Origin of the sequence: Psychrobacter celer, from assembly GCF_016107555.1 — a bacterium.
In the GTDB taxonomy this organism is placed as follows: Bacteria; Pseudomonadota; Gammaproteobacteria; order Pseudomonadales; family Moraxellaceae; genus Psychrobacter; species Psychrobacter celer.
In genome coordinates this window covers 346,354-363,005 of sequence record NZ_JABASU010000001.1, presented here as the reverse complement: position 1 = coordinate 363,005, position 16,652 = coordinate 346,354, and the positions used below count along the sequence as shown (strand labels likewise).

The following is a 16,652-nucleotide window of genomic DNA, read 5'->3' as shown; positions in this document are numbered from 1 at the left end:
TATGTCCATTAGCGACTACCTTCTACTTTTTAGCATGAATTTTGTCCATTACACCTGACAAACCATTCGATTATGCCCCCTGTATTGCGTACAAAAATAAAGCGCTACTTATTCACTGATAAGTAGCGCTTATAAGCGAAATAGCATTATCACTATCTACTATCGACACCGGGTCAATATAGCCATGTCGCAATATATACATGCATCGACACAGCTTTTATGTCGATGTAAGGGATAGCGATGCACACAGGCTTAGACGTTGGCTTTTAGATCCAAGCGTGCTTGGTGCAATAGTGGCTCAGTATAGCCGCTTGGCTGCTCGCGTCCTTTAAAGACGAGGTCACAGGCCGCTTTAAAGGCATAAGACTGCTCAAAGTTGTTTGCCATAGGCTGATAGCTACTGTCGCCGGCGTTTTGCTCATCGACGATCTTCGCCATACGCTTCATGGTATCCATGACTTGCTGCTCGCTGACCACACCGTGATGCAACCAGTTGGCGATATGCTGGCTTGAGATACGCAAAGTCGCACGGTCTTCCATCAGGCCCACATCGTTGATGTCAGGCACTTTTGAGCAACCGACGCCTTGGTTTACCCAGCGTACCACGTACCCTAAGATACCCTGCGCGTTGTTGTCCAGCTCTTGCTGCTTCTCTTCCTCTGTCCAGTTGGTGTCTTTGGCCAATGGAATGGTCAAGATATCGTCTAGGCTAGCACGCTCGCGTGATTTTAGGCTGTCTTGTACCTCGGCGACATTGACTTGATGATAATGCATGCTATGTAAGGTGGCGCCTGTCGGTGATGGTACCCAAGCGGTACTGGCACCAGATTTTGGATGCGCCGCCTTGGTCTCTAGCATCTCTTTCATCTCATCAGGCTTGGCCCACATCCCTTTACCAATCTGCGCCACACCCTGCAGGCCAGTTTCTAGGCCGATATCGACGTTCCACTGCTCATAGGCGGGCTGCCATGCTTGCGACTTCATCTCGCCTTTTGGTACAAATGGGCCAGCATTCATACTGGTATGCATCTCGTCGCCTGTACGATCCAAGAAGCCGGTATTAATAAAGATAACGCGCTCTTTGGCTTGACGGATGGCTTCTTTTAGGTTTACCGTCATGCGGCGCTCTTCATCCATGATACCTATCTTGAGCGTATGGCGCTCTAGACCGAGCAAATCCTCTACCGCATTAAACAAATCATTGGCCATTTTGACTTCATCAGGGCCATGCATTTTTGGCTTGACGATATACATAGAGCCTTTGCGTGAGTTTGATAGCGCGTTTTTGCCTTTTAGATCGTTTAGCGTCAACAGCGGTGTGATCAATCCATCCATCAAGCCTTCAAAGATTTGCTCTTGACCATTGCCCAAATCGACCAAAATCGCTGGGTTTTGCATCAAGTGACCAACGTTACGAATCAAAAGCAGTGAGCGACCGGGTAAGATCAGTGTGCCGCCCTCTGGTGTGGTGTACTCACGATCTGGGTTTTGCTTACGGGTACGAGTTTTACCACCTTTTTCAAACGTTTCTTGCAAATCGCCATTCATCAAACCTAGCCAATTGCGATACACTTCGACTTTTTCTTCGGCATCGACCGCAGCGATTGAATCTTCGCAGTCTTGAATCGCGGTAATGGCGGACTCTAATAGTACGTCTTTGATGTTTGCTGGGTCATCTTTACCTACTGGATGACTGGCATCGATTTGAATCTCTGCGTGTAGGCCATTGTTTTTGAGCAAAATACCAGAGGGGCTATCTGCCTCGCCGACATAACCGACGAATTTTTCGGCGTCTTTTAGCTCAGTGCTACTATCGCCTAGCTTGACTTCCAGCTTGCCATCGACGACTTTAAAGCCTGTGACATCGGTATAAGAGCCTGAGGCTAGCGCAAAATGCTCGTCCAAAAAGGCTTTGGCATAAGCGACAACGGCCGCGCCGCGCGTGGGATTATAGCTGCTGCCTGCTTCTTGACCATTTTCATCGCTGATGACATCGGTGCCATATAAAGCATCGTACAAGCTACCCCAACGGGCGTTGGTGGCATTTAGCGCATAGCGCGCGTTGCGTACGGGGACGACTAGCTGTGGACCTGCAATATGAGCAATCTCGTCATCGACGTTTTGGGTGCTTACCGTAAAGTCATCGCCTTCTGGTAACAAATAGCCAATTTCTTGCAAAAAAGCCTTGTAAGCTGGGAAGTCAACCTCACCTTCTTTGGCAGGATTGTCTAGATGCCATTGATCGATTTGCGCTTGAATGCTGTCACGAGTCGCAAGCAGCGCTTTGTTGCGCGGCGTGAACTCTTTGATGACTTTTTCAAAACCTGACCAATAACTGTCTGAGTCCACACCGACTTTTGGCAGCACTTCGTTTTCGATAAAGTCATACAACTGCTGGTCGATGGCAAGAATACCTTTTTGAATCCGATTGGCGTTAGAAGATTGGCTCATGCTGTTATCCTTATCTATCTGTGATGGGTGTACCTACGAAGTTGCTACCACTATAGCGGTAGTAGATGACGTGCATTTCTCTAAAATGGCGCGTCCTTGATATGAGCGGGTGATCTGCGTGATGACTGTGCCTTTTCGTCGATAGTGATATCTGCTTTATATCGCGCTGGCAGTTGTTATAATGTTTGCCATCTCGAGCGGGCGCTCATCGCTCCTTGATCGCTCCTTTATTGAGTCATCAAACAAAATGCCGCCTAAACAAAATATCATCCTACTATCAAATAAAGAAATAAACAAGAAAACACCATTCACCAAGTAAATACCGGGGTTGTATAATAATGATACCCTACAGCCTATCAGCGCTAAGGCTGTTTATCCTCAAATCGTGGTGATCGTTTTCTTAAGCTTTTATATAGTCAGCTCCGTATAAAAACGATAGTTAATAAGCTCAGGCGACAAACCCAAACCTTTAAAACAACCTTTTACCTTATCCAATACTTTTTGACCATGACACAGACTATGAGTAAACCGACCATGCCAACCAATTCCCATGCTATAAATGACGACACTACAGTAGAAAGCAGTACAAAAGAAGACAGTGTAGATATCTCGCAGCTGCGCACACCGAACAAAGTAGATTTATCTGCAGTTTATGGTTTTTTGGGCGCACGTACCACGCCAGATTGGGTAGCCGCCGCTACCGCTGACCTACCTTTGATCATTCAAGATCATGCCAACTGCGAAAAAAAAGCCGCTGGCACCGCGATGAACCTACTGTTTCGCTATGAGTTTTCTTATGATTTGCAGCGTAAATTGGCGCAGCTGATACGTGAGGAGATGCTGCACTATGAGCAAGTGCTGGGTATCATGAATGAGCGCGGTCAAGAATGGCGGTACTTGAGTGCGGGGCGCTATGCCAAAGGCATGCTCAAGCATAAGCGCACTTATGAGCCTGCGGCAATGATTGACGTGCTGATCATCGGCGCGTTTATCGAAGCGCGCTCCTGTGAGCGCTTTGCGGCATTGGCTGAGGTGATTGATGATGAGCGATTGGCAAAATACTATCGCTATTTGCTCAAGTCAGAAAGTCGTCATTTTGAGGATTATTTGGCATTGGCACAGTCACTATCGACAGAGAATATCGATGAGCGAGTGGCATTTTTTAGAGAAGTAGAAGCAGAGCTTATCACCAGCCCTGATACCGAGCTACGGTTCCATAGTGGCTCGCCCGCTTAACTATTTATTGTCTTCCATCAGCGGGCTATCGTACTGTTTATGGTCTTTGGCGACGTGATGCGGGTCGTGATCATCTGTGACACGCTCTGCAGCCGCAGGATTGGCTTTTTGCAGCGCATCATCAGGCACGATACCGTCATTGTCGTCAGCATCTTTTAGTTCATGTTGCTGGTGTTTTTTTGACTGCGCTGTCTCTGCTGATTTTAATGAGTGATCATTGGGGTTATTCATAGCATTTCCTTATAATAGAAAGATGAAAGTAAATCAAGTGAATGAAGGATGTGCCTTAGATCATAAAAAAACTATCTGTCTTTTTTATGATCTTTTTCGTCAGGGTTTAACACCCGTGTCTGGGCATTATCGACAGTGGCATAGCGATTTTTATTGTTAATCTTGTGGCTATCAGGGGCTTCGCTACTGACGGTCCTTTCATTGACGTTATCATCAAACGCAGTACCTTGTTGATCACGTCGATCTGGCTGGCGCGCAGGGTTATCATCGTCATTGACATGCTCTGTCTCTACGATGCCCTCTTCAAAGGTATCTGTGCCTTTATTCTCTGTCGTGTTCTCTTCAATCTCATGATTTTCAATATCATTTTTTTTGCCATTATTGCTCATATCGTGGCGACGAAGCGCGTCTTTATGATCTTTATGATTATCTATAGGCGTTTTGGTTAATGCTGGATCTTTGGTTTTCATCATCTCATCCTTGTCTTTTTTATCGTTATTGTTTTTCATTAATATTTGATGTTCGTAGTACTTCTTTTGCATGGCCACGAAATAACGTGCTCAACACTCGACCTTATGTCTCACAATAGCTTATATAGGTCTAACCTACATTGACAACGAATTATTCGTTGCCTTTTTGGCTCAAATCATGAGCATTGAGATCAGCCACGTTTTTGCCGCCATCAGGTAGGTTTTCTTCTTTGCGCGGGTCGACATAGACCTCGTCTGTCTCCTGTGAGGCTTGCTCTGGCCCATCTATATTTGGCTGGTATTTTCGGCCTTCATAGCTGCCTTTTGGGTTGTCTGGCTGCTTGATGGCAGGGTCGTGGATCGGTACTGCTTCTTCATTATTCGGGCGTGTATTGTCTGACATGCTATATCCCTCACGTATGTATTGGCGTAGACGTGTCCTCAATTCAATCGATAGTCATCTAAATGGGCTAAAAAATGGCTAGATCTGGCCAAACGCTGTCAAATAGCTAACTAATATCTCCATATTACCTGCGCTATCTTCCTTGTTTGACGGCGACTTATCTCATTTTTATCACCATTTTTAAAATGACGACACGCCCTACCAAGTGGAATAACTATTTATCCTGTTATTTGTTATCCTCTTATTTATCGGTACGCAAATCCTCTTCGATAAAGGCGGTTTGCTCTTCTTCGCTTAGCTGTTCAGGTGCATCGACTTTCTTATCTTCTTTGAGGTTTTGCTGGATCTTTTGACTGTCTGCCTGTTCGGCTGCTTTTTTGATGTCTGATTTTGTATCAGAATTATCAGGCGTCGTATCGTGATTACTCATAGATGCTTCCTCTTTTCCTATGTTTTTATGATTGACTTTTACGTTTACGTTCTATGCTTTTATGATTGAGTGTATTTTTATTATAGAAACAAGGCTCGGCCAGACACCAGTGTGCTGCGGTATCAATGTGTGAATAAATGTGAGGTTACAAGACAGTTTGTAACTTCCTGCCAGCAGCATGCAAATAACAGTACCCAAATGCACCCACAAAAAAAACCAAACGCCAGTATAGCCAGCGTTTGGTTTGAGTCAGTATTAGAGGGCTGTTAAGACGACGCCTCTACCCCGTTGATGAGCGTTAATAAATGCTCTTGGGCAGCATGTGGCGGCGTACCAGCAGCGGGCTGTAGTTGCTGCCAGACGCCGTCGCCATTGAGTGTCCACGCTTGGGTATTGTCTTGTAAGTAGTTAATCAAGCCATCTTGATATATCTGCTGAAACAGTTTTTTATCTTCAATCGGAAACGCCACTTCGACGCGGTGAAACAAGTTACGATCCATCCAGTCGGCACTACCACAATACAGACGCTCATCACCGTTATTATAAAAATAGTAAATGCGCGTGTGCTCTAAAAACCGGCCAATCACCGAGCGTACCGTGATGTTTTCCGACAAACCTTTGACCTGTGGACGCAAACAGCACATTGAGCGCAAAATCAGCTCGATTTTTACCCCTGCTTGAGAGGCGTCATAGAGCTTGGCGATCAGGCGACGCTCCGTCAGAGCATTGACCTTGACCATGATATGAGCACGTTTGCCTGCCTTTGCGTGAGCGATCTCATCATCGATAAAGCTCATCAACTTATCATGCAAGGTAAAGGGCGCATGCAGTAGTTTTTTGAGATTGGCAGGCTTGCCCATACCCGTTAGCTCCTGGAATATCTTGTGCACGTCTTCTGAGATATCAGGATCGGCGGTAAACAAGCCGTAGTCGGTATAGACCTTAGCATTGGCGGCATGGTAGTTACCTGTCCCTAGGTGTACATAGCGGCGAATGCGATCATCCTCGCGGCGTATGATTAGCATCAGTTTGGCATGGGTTTTGTAGCCGACGATGCCATACACCACCACCGCCCCTGCTTCTTGTAGATAATTGGCGACTGCGATGTTTGAGGCTTCATCAAAACGGGCGCGCAGCTCGATGACGGCAGTGACTTCTTTGCCATTTCGAGCAGCAGCGGCCAGCGCTTTAACGATTTCTGAATTGGTTCCTGAACGGTACAGTGTTTGCTTGATTGCCAAAACTTTTGGGTCGTTGGCGGCTTGCCATAATAGGTTGACGACAGGCGAGAATGAATGAAAAGGGTGATGCACCAGTACATCGCTTTTGCGCATGGCAGCAAACATGCTACTGGTTTTGTCCAGCTTTTTTTCTTCGCGGCGAAACGCTTTGGGTATCGCTTGCGTAAAGGGCTGATAGCGCAGTGCTGGTATATTAAAGTCGAACAATAAACGCGTGAGGTTGACCGGCCCGTTGACACGGTACAGCTGATTGTCGTGCAGCTCAAACTCATTGAGCAGATAGTCGCTGATGGGCGTTGGGCAGTCGGTGGTGACCTCAAGGCGCACCTTATCACCGAAGCGGCGGTTTTCAAGCTCACCCTCTAACGCTTTGGCGATATCCTCGACATCGTCCGCTAGGTCTAAGTCCGCATTACGCGTCAGTCGAAACTGATGACAGCCGGTGACATTCATCCCCGGAAACAGCTCGCCAATATGCTCATGAATAATGGCCGATAGCATGACGTGATGCTCTTTGCCGCCAGTCAGCTCATCAGGTAAGCGTATGACGCGTGGGAGACTGCGCGGCGCGGGAACGATGGCGAGATTGATATCACGACCAAAGGCATCTTTGCCCTCTAGGGTAGCGATAAAGTTGAGGCTTTTATTGACCAAACGCGGAAACGGGTGGGCAGGATCAATACTAATCGGCGTCAGTACAGGCGAGACTTGTTCGGTAAAATAGCGCTTCATCCATGCCGACTGCTCGCTATTTAGCTCATCGCGTTTGAGATAACGGATGTCTTCTTTGGCCAGCGCAGGCAAGATGTCTTCATTGAGAATGCGATACTGCTCAGCGATGGCTTCATGTGCCACAGCAGAGATGTCATTGAGCACTTCACTGGGCCGCATACCGTGCGCGCTGGTCGACACATCACCGATATTGAGCTTTTGCATGATACCGGCAACGCGAATCTCAAAAAACTCATCGATATTTGATGAAAAAATAATGAGAAAAAACAAGCGCTCAAGCAGTGGGTGACGAGGACTGGCTGCCTGCGCTAACACACGCAGATGAAACTGCAACAAAGACAGGTCGCGATTGATATAACTGCTGGGTGAATAACTGCCATCTTCAAACCGCTGCCATGCGATGTGGACGAGATCATCCTCTTTTTTCCCATGCGCCCCATCGTTTATGCTCATCACGGCGGCGCTATTGTCAGTCTGATGCTGCTTATCATTGCTTTTGGTATCTGCCACGTCCCTACTCCTTTTGCCTTCTCGATACGTCATGATGCTGATTGTGGTAAGACTGCATTTTTCATGCGTTTTTTGATGATACGCTGTTTGTTACGTAGCCGTCTATCACCTTGGTTGTTTTCATAGTATTTTGGATTGGTCAGCATACTGATGAGCAGCGCGGACTCGTCACGGTTGAGATTGGCCGCAGTTTTATTAAAATAGTGATGTGCAGCCGCCTCGATACCGTAAATACCATCGCCAAACTCAGCCACGTTAAGATAAGCGGTCAAAATACGCTGTTTGTCCCACAACGTCTCTATCATCACGGTGATAATCGCCTCTTCGCCTTTACGAATATAGGAGCGATGCGCGGTCAAAAACAGGTTTTTGGCCAACTGCTGCGTGATGGTCGAGCCGCCAGCCGACATCTTGCCTGTTTCTTCGTTTTTTTTGCGTGCAGCCTCGATACCCTTTAAATCAAAGCCATTATGCTCGCTAAAGGTTGCGTCTTCACTGACGATCGCTGCTTGCTTGGCAGATTTGGCAATTTGATCATATTCTACCCACTCTTGGGTGACCTCGCCGCCGGTCAGACGATGGGTCAGCATAAACATGCTGTTGTTAATAGGCTGGGTTTTCCAAATCAATAATAGCCCTGCGACCAAAACATGAAAAACCACGACCAACAACATGAACGCCAAAAATACTCGTTTGATAAATGTGCCAAAACTTGCCATGCGCGATATCCAAGTGATTGAAAAGATAAAAGGTAGCCGCTTATCCAAAAACAGCCCAAGCAGTTAACTCAAATAGCAGGTCATCTTACCTAATCTCATAATCGCTGTCATTATTTACCCCATTTCTTTATCATGTCAGTAGCACAATGCAATATAAGCTTTTTACAATAAGCTTTTTTATGACCCATCCAAATAAACGAAGCGGTTGCCACCCACATAAAAACAAGCGCCAGCAGTAGAACGTTAGATATAAACAATAGAGCACGAGTATAAACATGGATTATGATAATAATATAGCAGAGCAGGATATAGCAGAGCTGCGGGCACGCATAGTAGCCGCCAACCCTAGCCTTGACACTAGTGAAAATATCGATAACTGGTGGCTACTTGGCACCACAGGCTGCCATCTGTGTGATGTCGCTGAACAAGTCATCGCGCAGTTTCAAACCGTACAACGGCTGACCTATCAGTATGTCGATATTGCCGACTTCGATGAGCCGCTGATGATGACATTTGCCACTACCATTCCTGTGATAATCACACCGACAGTACGCTTAAATTATCCGTTTTCGGTGCTGGATTTGCAGCAGTTATTTATGTCTGCGCCGTCGCAAGACAGCTTGCCATAATAATAACAAGACATCTATAAACGCCTCACACCCAACATTAAAAAATTGCCGGAGTTAAAAAAGATGACTGAATTAAAAAAAGTGACCGATATTGAAGATTTGCGCCGTGTCGCTGAGCGTAAAGTGCCGCGTATGTTCTATGACTATGTCGATTCAGGCTCGTGGACTGAGACCACCTATCGTAATAACGAGACTGACTTTGACCGTATCAAGCTGCGCCAGCGCGTATTGGTCGATATGGATAATCGCAGTCTGGCAACGAGTATGATCGGTGAGCCAGTCAAGATGCCTGTAGCCATCGCCCCAACGGGGTTTACTGGCATGATGTGGGCCGATGGTGAGATACATGCCGCACGCGCCGCTGAAAAATTTGGCGTGCCCTTTTCACTATCGACCATGAGTATTTGCTCTATCGAGGATGTGGCAGAAAACACCGCCGCGCCGTTTTGGTTTCAGCTATACGTCATGCGCGATCAAGACTTTATGGCCAATCTGATTCGCCGTGCCAAAGCCGCCAATTGCTCTGCGCTTATCTTAACGGCCGACTTGCAAGTACTCGGCCAGCGCCACAAAGACATCAAAAATGGACTTTCTGCCCCGCCCAAACCGACACTGACCAATATCCTAAACCTAATGACCAAGCCGCAGTGGTGCATGAATATGCTCGGCACCAAACGTCGCACGTTTGGTAATATCGTCGGTCATGCACAAAATGTTGAGGATCTGTCATCACTCTCTGCTTGGACGGCAGAGCAATTCGATCCGCGTCTGAGCTGGGACGATGTGGCGCGTATCAAAGACATGTGGGGCGGTAAGCTGATTATAAAGGGTATCATGGAGCCTGAAGATGCGATACTCGCCGCCCGTAGCGGTGCCGATGCGCTGGTCGTCTCCAACCATGGCGGTCGTCAGTTGGACGGGGCGCTGTCTTCTATCTCTGCCCTCTCTGACATCGTACAGGCAGTCCATGCCGAAAACAGCGACATCGAGGTGTGGCTCGATAGCGGGATTCGCTCAGGTCAAGACGTCCTAAAAGCCATCGCCTTGGGCGCAAAAGGCACGATGATTGGCCGCGCTTTTCTGTATGGGCTAGGCGCTTATGGCGAAGATGGTGTGCGCCGCGCGCTTGAGCTTATCTATAACGAGTGCGATATTAGTATGGCATTTTGTGGTCATACCGATATCAACACAGTCACAAAAGACATCTTAGTGAAAGGCACGTACGAAAACCTCAAAGTGAGCCATGATGGCTGATTGGCTTTTGATACAAGCGCCGTTTGACAAACGGGCACGCTGGCAAACGACTTGCTCTACGCATCGTCTTTGTGCTTTATTTATCGTTATCTCTACTGCTTATTTATTCTATTTATAACTTGTCAATAAAACTGGCGCTTATGACCATACAACAACTGTTAAAGACAGCACCTGTGACCACCTTACTGTTAATCAGCTTTATTGGGCTGTTTCTCCTGCAGGTGCTGACAGGCGTCGATGCCAATAACCCCTCGACTGAGGATTTGCTCAAATGGGGCGCCAATGCGCTGCCCTTTACCATGACTGACGACCCATGGCGGCTGCTCAGTAGTGCGTTTTTGCATATTGGTTTGATGCATCTATTGTTTAATGGGTTTGCCATGTATTTTTTCGGTCAGGTGGCCGAGCCGATGTTTGGCTCCGCGAAGTTTTTGGCGTTGTTTTTATTGGCGGCCATCGGTGGCAACTTACTCAATAACTATGTCACTTGGCAAGGGATTTTAGATGGCACGGGACAGCCTGGCATATCGGCAGGTGCCTCTGGTGGCATCATGGGTATCGGGGCGGCCTTACTCATCGCCGCCTTATTCAAAATCTCAGTCAACGGCCTTGTCCTTAATCTCAAAAGTTTGATATTTATTATGGGTATCAATTTGGTCTATGGTTTTGCTGTCCCTGGTATCGACAATGCTGGTCATATCGGCGGCGCGGTGACAGGTTTGGTGATTGCACTGGCCTTTGCCATTGCCTATCGTCAGCGTGCCAAGGCCACACAAATAAGCCTGCCTTTTGATGCAAGCTTGCACATCCATCCCACTTATCAGCAGCATACAGGGTATAATAACTATCATAATAGTCATCACCCTGCTGACTCAAATAAGGCAAAAAAACCTGCGATACGATGGCAGATGCTCCCTTGGCTTGTGATGCTCGTCATGAGTATTGGCTTTGCCTACTGGTGGCAAGACATGCATCAGCAGCTACTACAAGTGCTCGCCGCCATTGAATAGCGCTCATTGAGTAGCGCGCCGTGGCTATTCGTCACTACGACTAGTGTTGATAACAGCCTGCGTGCCAACAGCTTGTGCAATTTATTTACCAGCACTTTTTTACTTATCTTGCTTATCTTTATTTGCTCAAATTTTGACGATATCGTTTAATTGTTTCACCATTTACTAGTCCAACCACTGATGAGAAAAAAACCATGTCTAATGTATCTGCGCTACCCCATGTCGCTACACGTATGACCTTTAACGCTTTGGCAGCTACTGCCTTACTGGCTGTCGCCAGCATGTCTCATGCCGCGATTTTTAAAAACAACTTACCGACCGATCCAGACGCGGTACTTAGCGTCGGCGTCAACGTCATGGCCGTCAATCCAGCCTATGATATGGAAGACAGCACTGATATACGCGTGCTGCCGGGCGTGTTTTATGACAACAACAGAGTCTATGCGCGCGGCGCTCAAGCTGGTGCTTATCTCATCAATGATGGTACCAATCAGCTCTCGGCATACGCGCAGCTGTCTGGTAGCGAGTTTGACCCTGATGATGCCCGCGGCGCGCTACAAGGACTAGATGAACGTAAAGCCTCGGCAGCGGCAGGTTTGACGTATTTACGTCGTACGCCAGTTGGGGGTTTTCGTGCGCAGATCGCAACAGACGTATTGGATCGTAGCGGCGGCAACACAGCGCGGCTGACTTATCTGGCGCGTATCACTCAAGGTAAGCTCACCGTCTATCCGAGTGCAGGATTTGAGTATCATGATGCAGATTACAACGAGTATTATTATGGCGTTAGTGAAGAAGAATCTGCCAAGACCGGCATTGCTGCTTATAAATCCAATTCAAGCTTAAACCCTTATATCAATATCAGTGCCAACTATGACTTCAATGAGCGCTGGGCAGGCTTTGCCAACCAAAGCTTAAGCTATCTGCCAAATGAGCAAAAAGACAGCCCAATGGTCAACTCGCGTACTGATGCTACGACGACGCTTGGTTTGCTTTATAAGTTTTAATTCAGCTTAGATGTTTGATAACAAAAAGACCTTGCCAAATGACAAGGTCTTTTTCTATTCTAAGAAGTCTTAAATAACTTACTTAGGATGCACCATATCAGCAGGAGTGACCCACTCATCGAACTGCGCTTCGGTCATTAGATCCAGCTCAACGGCAACTTGCTTGAGCGTTTTGTTTTCTTTATACGCGGTCTTAGCGATTTTCGCTGCATTTTCATAACCGACATGACGGTTCAATGCCGTCACCAGCATGAGCGAATTATGCAAGAAGTCATCGATTTTTTCTTTGACTGGCTCAATACCGACGGCGCAGTTTTCGTTAAAGCTGTTGCACGCATCGCCCAGTAGCTTGATAGATTGCAATAGGTTGAAGGCAATCACAGGCTTATACACATTTAGCTCAAAGTTACCTGACGCGCCCGCCATGCTGATAGTCGTGTCGTTACCCATCACTTGCGCCACAACCATGGTCATTGCTTCTGACTGCGTTGGGTTTACTTTACCTGGCATGATAGATGAGCCTGGCTCGTTTTCTGGAATGGTCAGCTCGCCAAGACCACAACGAGGACCTGAAGCGAGCCAGCGTACGTCGTTAGCGATTTTATTGAGGCTACCTGCTAGGGTTTTGAGTGCGCCAGAAGCAAATACTTCGGCATCACGCGCCGCTAGTGCTTCAAATTTATTCGGGGATGTGACAAATGGTAAGCCCGTTAGCTCAGCTAATTGCTCAGCTGCTTTTACTGCATAGTCAGGGTGGGCGTTTAGACCTGTACCTACTGCAGTGCCGCCTAGTGGTAATTCATATAAGCCTTGTAGCGCATTGTCGATGCGAGTCAACGCGTGGTCAAGTTGGCTGACATAGCCGCTAAATTCTTGACCTAAGGTCAAAGGCGTCGCGTCTTGTAGATGCGTACGACCAATTTTAACAATGCTGTCAAACTCTTTGGCTTTGGCATCAAGCGTATCACGTAATGCTTTTACCGCTGGGATAAGTAGGCTATTGATCTGACGCGCAGCAGCGACACGAATCGCCGTTGGGAAGCTGTCATTAGTAGACTGAGCGTGATTGACGTGATCGTTAGGATGAATCGGTGCGTAAGTGCCACGCTCAGAGCCTGCGATTTCATTGGCACGGTTAGCAAGCACTTCGTTCATGTTCATGTTTGACTGTGTACCCGAACCCGTCTGCCAAACCACTAATGGAAACTGATCGGTAAGACCGCCGTTGATGACTTCGTCAGCGGCTTGCACGATAAGGTCACGCTTATCGCCTTCGATACGCTCTAGGCTAGCATTAGTAATCGCAGCGGCCTTTTTGACTAATGCCATCGCTTCAATCATCGGACGCGGCAAGGTCTCGCCACCGATTTTGAAGTTCTCACGGCTACGCTGGGTTTGCGCGCCCCAATAAGCGTCTGCTGGGACTTCGACATTGCCCATGGTGTCTTTTTCGGTACGGGTGGCCTGATTTTGTGACATAACGATCCTCTTTTATTAGTAGTTAATAAATGGTTTATCATAAAAAGTGCAACTAAAGCTGCACATAAGGAAAATAGGCTGTAAAGTGAGGTTATGATAGCATGGCTTATCATAAATTTCTCCAAGCCGATGCGAGTATTTATACTTACTAGACACTGAACAAATAGATACTAAGTAAAAGTGATTGATCGCCACACATCTTTTTAACCAATACTGTAAATACTATTATGACAACCAATCCACCTAGACGTCAGTTTACTCGCCTGCGCCGCCAACTAACAGGTGGTGAGCGCAGACAATACGCACGCATGGCAAGTTTGCACTTGGTTAAATTGCAACAACGCTTGCCTCCGCGTGCTCGTATTGGCTTATATTATGATGGCTTTGGTGAGCTTCCTACTCAGCCACTATTGGACTGGTGTCAGCGCTCAGGCTACCGGGCATATCTGCCAGTGGTCGGCTCGCTCGGTCGTGACAATAAAGGAGACGACGATAAACGCTTGCGCTTTGTGCCCATTTATCACTCAAAACTTATCAACGTACCGACCTATATTCATCGTTTAGGGATGCCGCAAAACCGACATCGGCATTTATTATGGGCAACAGAACTGGACGTCATCATCTGTCCACTGGTAGCGGTAGATAAGCAAGGCAATCGTATGGGCATGGGTGGTGGTTTTTATGATACGACTCTTGGAAGAAGCTATCAGTCTGGCGCTTCAAGGCCGCTAAAAATTGGCTGGTGCTACGACTTTCAAGTGGTAGATAAGCTTGAGCGTCAACCATGGGATGTGCCGTTAGACGGTTTAATTACGCCAAGTGGCTTAAGGTGGTTTAAACCCACTCATATTGATGAGTATGAACTAGAAACCTCTAGCGCCGATACGGTTGATACTTATTTACAAACACTAGGCAATGATGACGCTAGGGAAATGCTTTATTACAGTCAAGAACAAAACTTTAGTTCTGATGAGCTATCAAGCGTTATTAATGAGGCGCGTTTGAATGAGTTATTGGCGCAGAGTGACGAGTTTTTGAATAGTTTGGGTGGTGAGATTGGGGATTTTGATGAGGGTGATAATAACAGTGAAAAATGACTTACATCGAACAGCAGACTGAAAAATGTAAATTAAACCTTTATAAAAAATCAAAAAAGGCGAATGATGATCAAATCACTCGCCTTTTTTATATCTATTGCCAAAGTTTAGATTATGAATCAAAGCACCATCGCGGCTATCCAACCAAACGCCAGTAGCGGTATATTGTAATGAATAAAGGTTGGTATCACGCTATCTCTGATATGGTCATGTTGACCATCAACGTTCAGACCAGACGTTGGCCCAAGCGTCGAGTCGGACGCGGGCGAGCCTGCATCACCTAACGCGCCAGCCGTACCAATAATAGCGACGGTTGCTAGTGGTGAAAATCCTAGTGATATACATAGCGGTACATAGATAGCCGCCACAATCGGAATAGTAGAAAACGACGAGCCAATACCCATGGTGACTACTAAACCAATGCCTAGCATAACAAAGGCAGCGATCGCTTTATTTCCTGCAAACAAGTTAGTCGCACCATCAATCAGCGGCGCAATCTCCCCTGTCGCTTTCATAACCTCAGCAAAGCCTTGCGCGGTAATCATAATAAAGCCAATCATCGCCATCAGCTTGATACCGTCGTTAAACACGCTATCGGCTTCGCGCCATTTGACCACACCCGTCGCCATAAATACCGCAAAACCAAACATCGAGCCTAAGAGCAGCGAGTCGGTATACAGCTGCACCACAAAAGCGGTAACAATAGCCGCTAGCGCGATAAGCGTTTTAAGTTTGCCTTGCATGGGCGCACGTGTGGCAGTTTGACTCAAGTCGTCGCTAGTGGACTCTTTATCGATTACAGCATCGCGAGCGTCTTTATCTATCGTTAATTGCTGATACTGGCGCGGCTTACGATAGCTGATAAACACCGCAGTCAAAAGGCCAAGAAACATACCGAGCGCTGGAATCGCCATCGCCTTAGTGACGGAGATATCGCTAATATCGATACCGGCTTCACCGACGTTTTTGAGCATAATTTGGTTGAGATAAATATCACCAAAGCCATACGGGATAAACATATAAGTGGTGACAAGGCCAAAGGTAATCAGACAAGCAATAAGTCGGCGATCTATCTGCATACGATTAAAGGCGAGCAATAGCGGCGGCACGAGCAGCGGTATAAAGGCAATGTGAATGGGAATGAGGTTTTGACTAAAACAGCTCATCATCACAAGGCCTGCAAATAGCGTGTACTTAATCATGAGACTGGTACCGCCCGCATCAATACGCTTAATGACCGCACCTGCCAAAGACTGCGGCAATCCTGAATGCGCAATCGCTACCGCAAAAGCACCTAATAATGCATAAGAGAGAGCAATACCTGCCCCGTTTTGGATGCCTTCTTGAAAGGCTTCTAAAGTTGCGGTGATACCTAAACCGGCGAGCAAGCCGCCCGCTATAGCACCGATGAGCAAACTGAGTACCACATGGACTCGCGCCAGTGACAGCCCAAGCATAATCACTACCGCTAGTAGCACCGCATTAATGGTCATACTCTTTGCCCCTATTTAGCCTCAATATTACTTGTCGTCTCATCAAAAAATTCAAAATCAACCTGACTATAAGACGGGCGCTATTTTACCTGATTCTAACGATAAAGCCTATGCGCAAAACCCGATAGCCTGATACCTAGACAAAGCTCAGAATAAAGTTAAAAGCACGTCTTAAAGCCAAAAGTCGCGTCATCATTTTCCTTGCCCTTATTTATAGTGCATTAAAGGATAAGCCTTGTAATTTAATCTAAGAACACCAT

The 16,652-nt window shown here is 46.9% G+C and carries 15 protein-coding genes; 6 read left to right on the top strand and 9 right to left on the bottom strand.

What is annotated here, in order from left to right; translation table 11 throughout:
* Window positions 1-252: 252 nt before the first annotated feature.
* Window positions 253-2,451 carry a malate synthase G gene (locus tag JFC05_RS01505; RefSeq protein WP_198335456.1) on the bottom strand — a complete coding sequence of 733 codons (2,199 nt, stop codon included), beginning with the start codon at window positions 2,449-2,451 and terminating at the stop codon, window positions 253-255.
* Between the two features lie 519 nt (window positions 2,452-2,970).
* On the opposite strand from JFC05_RS01505, the gene JFC05_RS01500 reads away from it, so the two are divergent.
* On the top strand, window positions 2,971-3,687 hold the full coding sequence (locus JFC05_RS01500; RefSeq protein WP_198335455.1) for a MiaE family protein: 717 nt from the start codon (window positions 2,971-2,973) through the stop codon (window positions 3,685-3,687).
* Here the strand turns inward: JFC05_RS01500 and JFC05_RS01495 are convergent, their stop codons facing one another.
* From JFC05_RS01495 to mtgA, 6 genes are all read right to left on the bottom strand, one after another.
* The gene (locus tag JFC05_RS01495) at window positions 3,688-3,918 is read right to left on the bottom strand and encodes a hypothetical protein (protein WP_198335454.1); all 231 of its coding nucleotides are present in this window, start codon (window positions 3,916-3,918) and stop codon (window positions 3,688-3,690) included.
* Between the two features lie 71 nt (window positions 3,919-3,989).
* Entirely contained in the window at window positions 3,990-4,427 is a 438-nt protein-coding gene (locus JFC05_RS01490; RefSeq protein ID WP_227697347.1) for a hypothetical protein, read from the bottom strand.
* A 112-nt stretch (window positions 4,428-4,539) separates the two neighbouring features.
* A complete protein-coding gene (locus JFC05_RS01485; protein WP_100749811.1) occupies window positions 4,540-4,791 on the bottom strand; it encodes a hypothetical protein in 252 nt (83 codons plus the stop codon).
* A gap of 241 nt (window positions 4,792-5,032) precedes the next feature.
* Window positions 5,033-5,221 (bottom strand): hypothetical protein, encoded by a 189-nt coding sequence (locus JFC05_RS01480; RefSeq protein WP_198335453.1) that lies wholly within the window; start codon window positions 5,219-5,221, stop codon window positions 5,033-5,035.
* A 266-nt stretch (window positions 5,222-5,487) separates the two neighbouring features.
* The gene (gene ppk1 / locus JFC05_RS01475; protein ID WP_227697361.1) at window positions 5,488-7,647 is read right to left on the bottom strand and encodes a polyphosphate kinase 1; all 2,160 of its coding nucleotides are present in this window, start codon (window positions 7,645-7,647) and stop codon (window positions 5,488-5,490) included.
* 86 nt (window positions 7,648-7,733) lie between these two features.
* Complete coding sequence (gene mtgA / locus JFC05_RS01470; RefSeq protein WP_198335452.1) at window positions 7,734-8,423, bottom strand: monofunctional biosynthetic peptidoglycan transglycosylase; 690 nt, start codon at window positions 8,421-8,423, stop codon at window positions 7,734-7,736.
* Window positions 8,424-8,698: 275 nt separating this feature from the next.
* Here mtgA and JFC05_RS01465 point away from each other — a divergent pair, with 275 nt between their 5' ends.
* The 4 genes from JFC05_RS01465 to JFC05_RS01450 all read left to right on the top strand — a co-directional run bounded on the left by JFC05_RS01465 (window position 8,699) and on the right by JFC05_RS01450 (window position 12,323).
* Window positions 8,699-9,052: a glutaredoxin family protein gene (locus JFC05_RS01465; protein ID WP_198335451.1), complete on the top strand. Its 354-nt coding sequence runs from the start codon at window positions 8,699-8,701 to the stop codon at window positions 9,050-9,052.
* A gap of 63 nt (window positions 9,053-9,115) precedes the next feature.
* The gene (locus JFC05_RS01460; RefSeq protein WP_198335450.1) at window positions 9,116-10,306 is read left to right on the top strand and encodes an alpha-hydroxy acid oxidase; all 1,191 of its coding nucleotides are present in this window, start codon (window positions 9,116-9,118) and stop codon (window positions 10,304-10,306) included.
* 140 nt (window positions 10,307-10,446) lie between these two features.
* Window positions 10,447-11,316, top strand: a complete 870-nt coding sequence (locus JFC05_RS01455; protein WP_198335449.1) for a rhomboid family intramembrane serine protease — start codon at window positions 10,447-10,449, stop codon at window positions 11,314-11,316.
* A 194-nt stretch (window positions 11,317-11,510) separates the two neighbouring features.
* Window positions 11,511-12,323, top strand: coding sequence for a MipA/OmpV family protein (locus JFC05_RS01450; RefSeq protein ID WP_198335448.1), 813 nt, complete (start codon window positions 11,511-11,513; stop codon window positions 12,321-12,323).
* A gap of 78 nt (window positions 12,324-12,401) precedes the next feature.
* Here JFC05_RS01450 and fumC read toward each other — a convergent pair whose 3' ends face one another.
* Entirely contained in the window at window positions 12,402-13,802 is a 1,401-nt protein-coding gene (gene fumC, locus JFC05_RS01445) for a class II fumarate hydratase (RefSeq protein WP_198335447.1), read from the bottom strand.
* 227 nt (window positions 13,803-14,029) lie between these two features.
* Here fumC and JFC05_RS01440 point away from each other — a divergent pair, with 227 nt between their 5' ends.
* Window positions 14,030-14,899 (top strand): 5-formyltetrahydrofolate cyclo-ligase, encoded by an 870-nt coding sequence (locus JFC05_RS01440; RefSeq protein ID WP_227697346.1) that lies wholly within the window; start codon window positions 14,030-14,032, stop codon window positions 14,897-14,899.
* Between the two features lie 119 nt (window positions 14,900-15,018).
* On the opposite strand, the gene JFC05_RS01430 is transcribed toward JFC05_RS01440, so the two are convergent.
* Entirely contained in the window at window positions 15,019-16,392 is a 1,374-nt protein-coding gene (locus JFC05_RS01430; RefSeq protein WP_198335446.1) for a Na+/H+ antiporter family protein, read from the bottom strand.
* Between the last annotated feature and the right edge of the window lie 260 nt (window positions 16,393-16,652).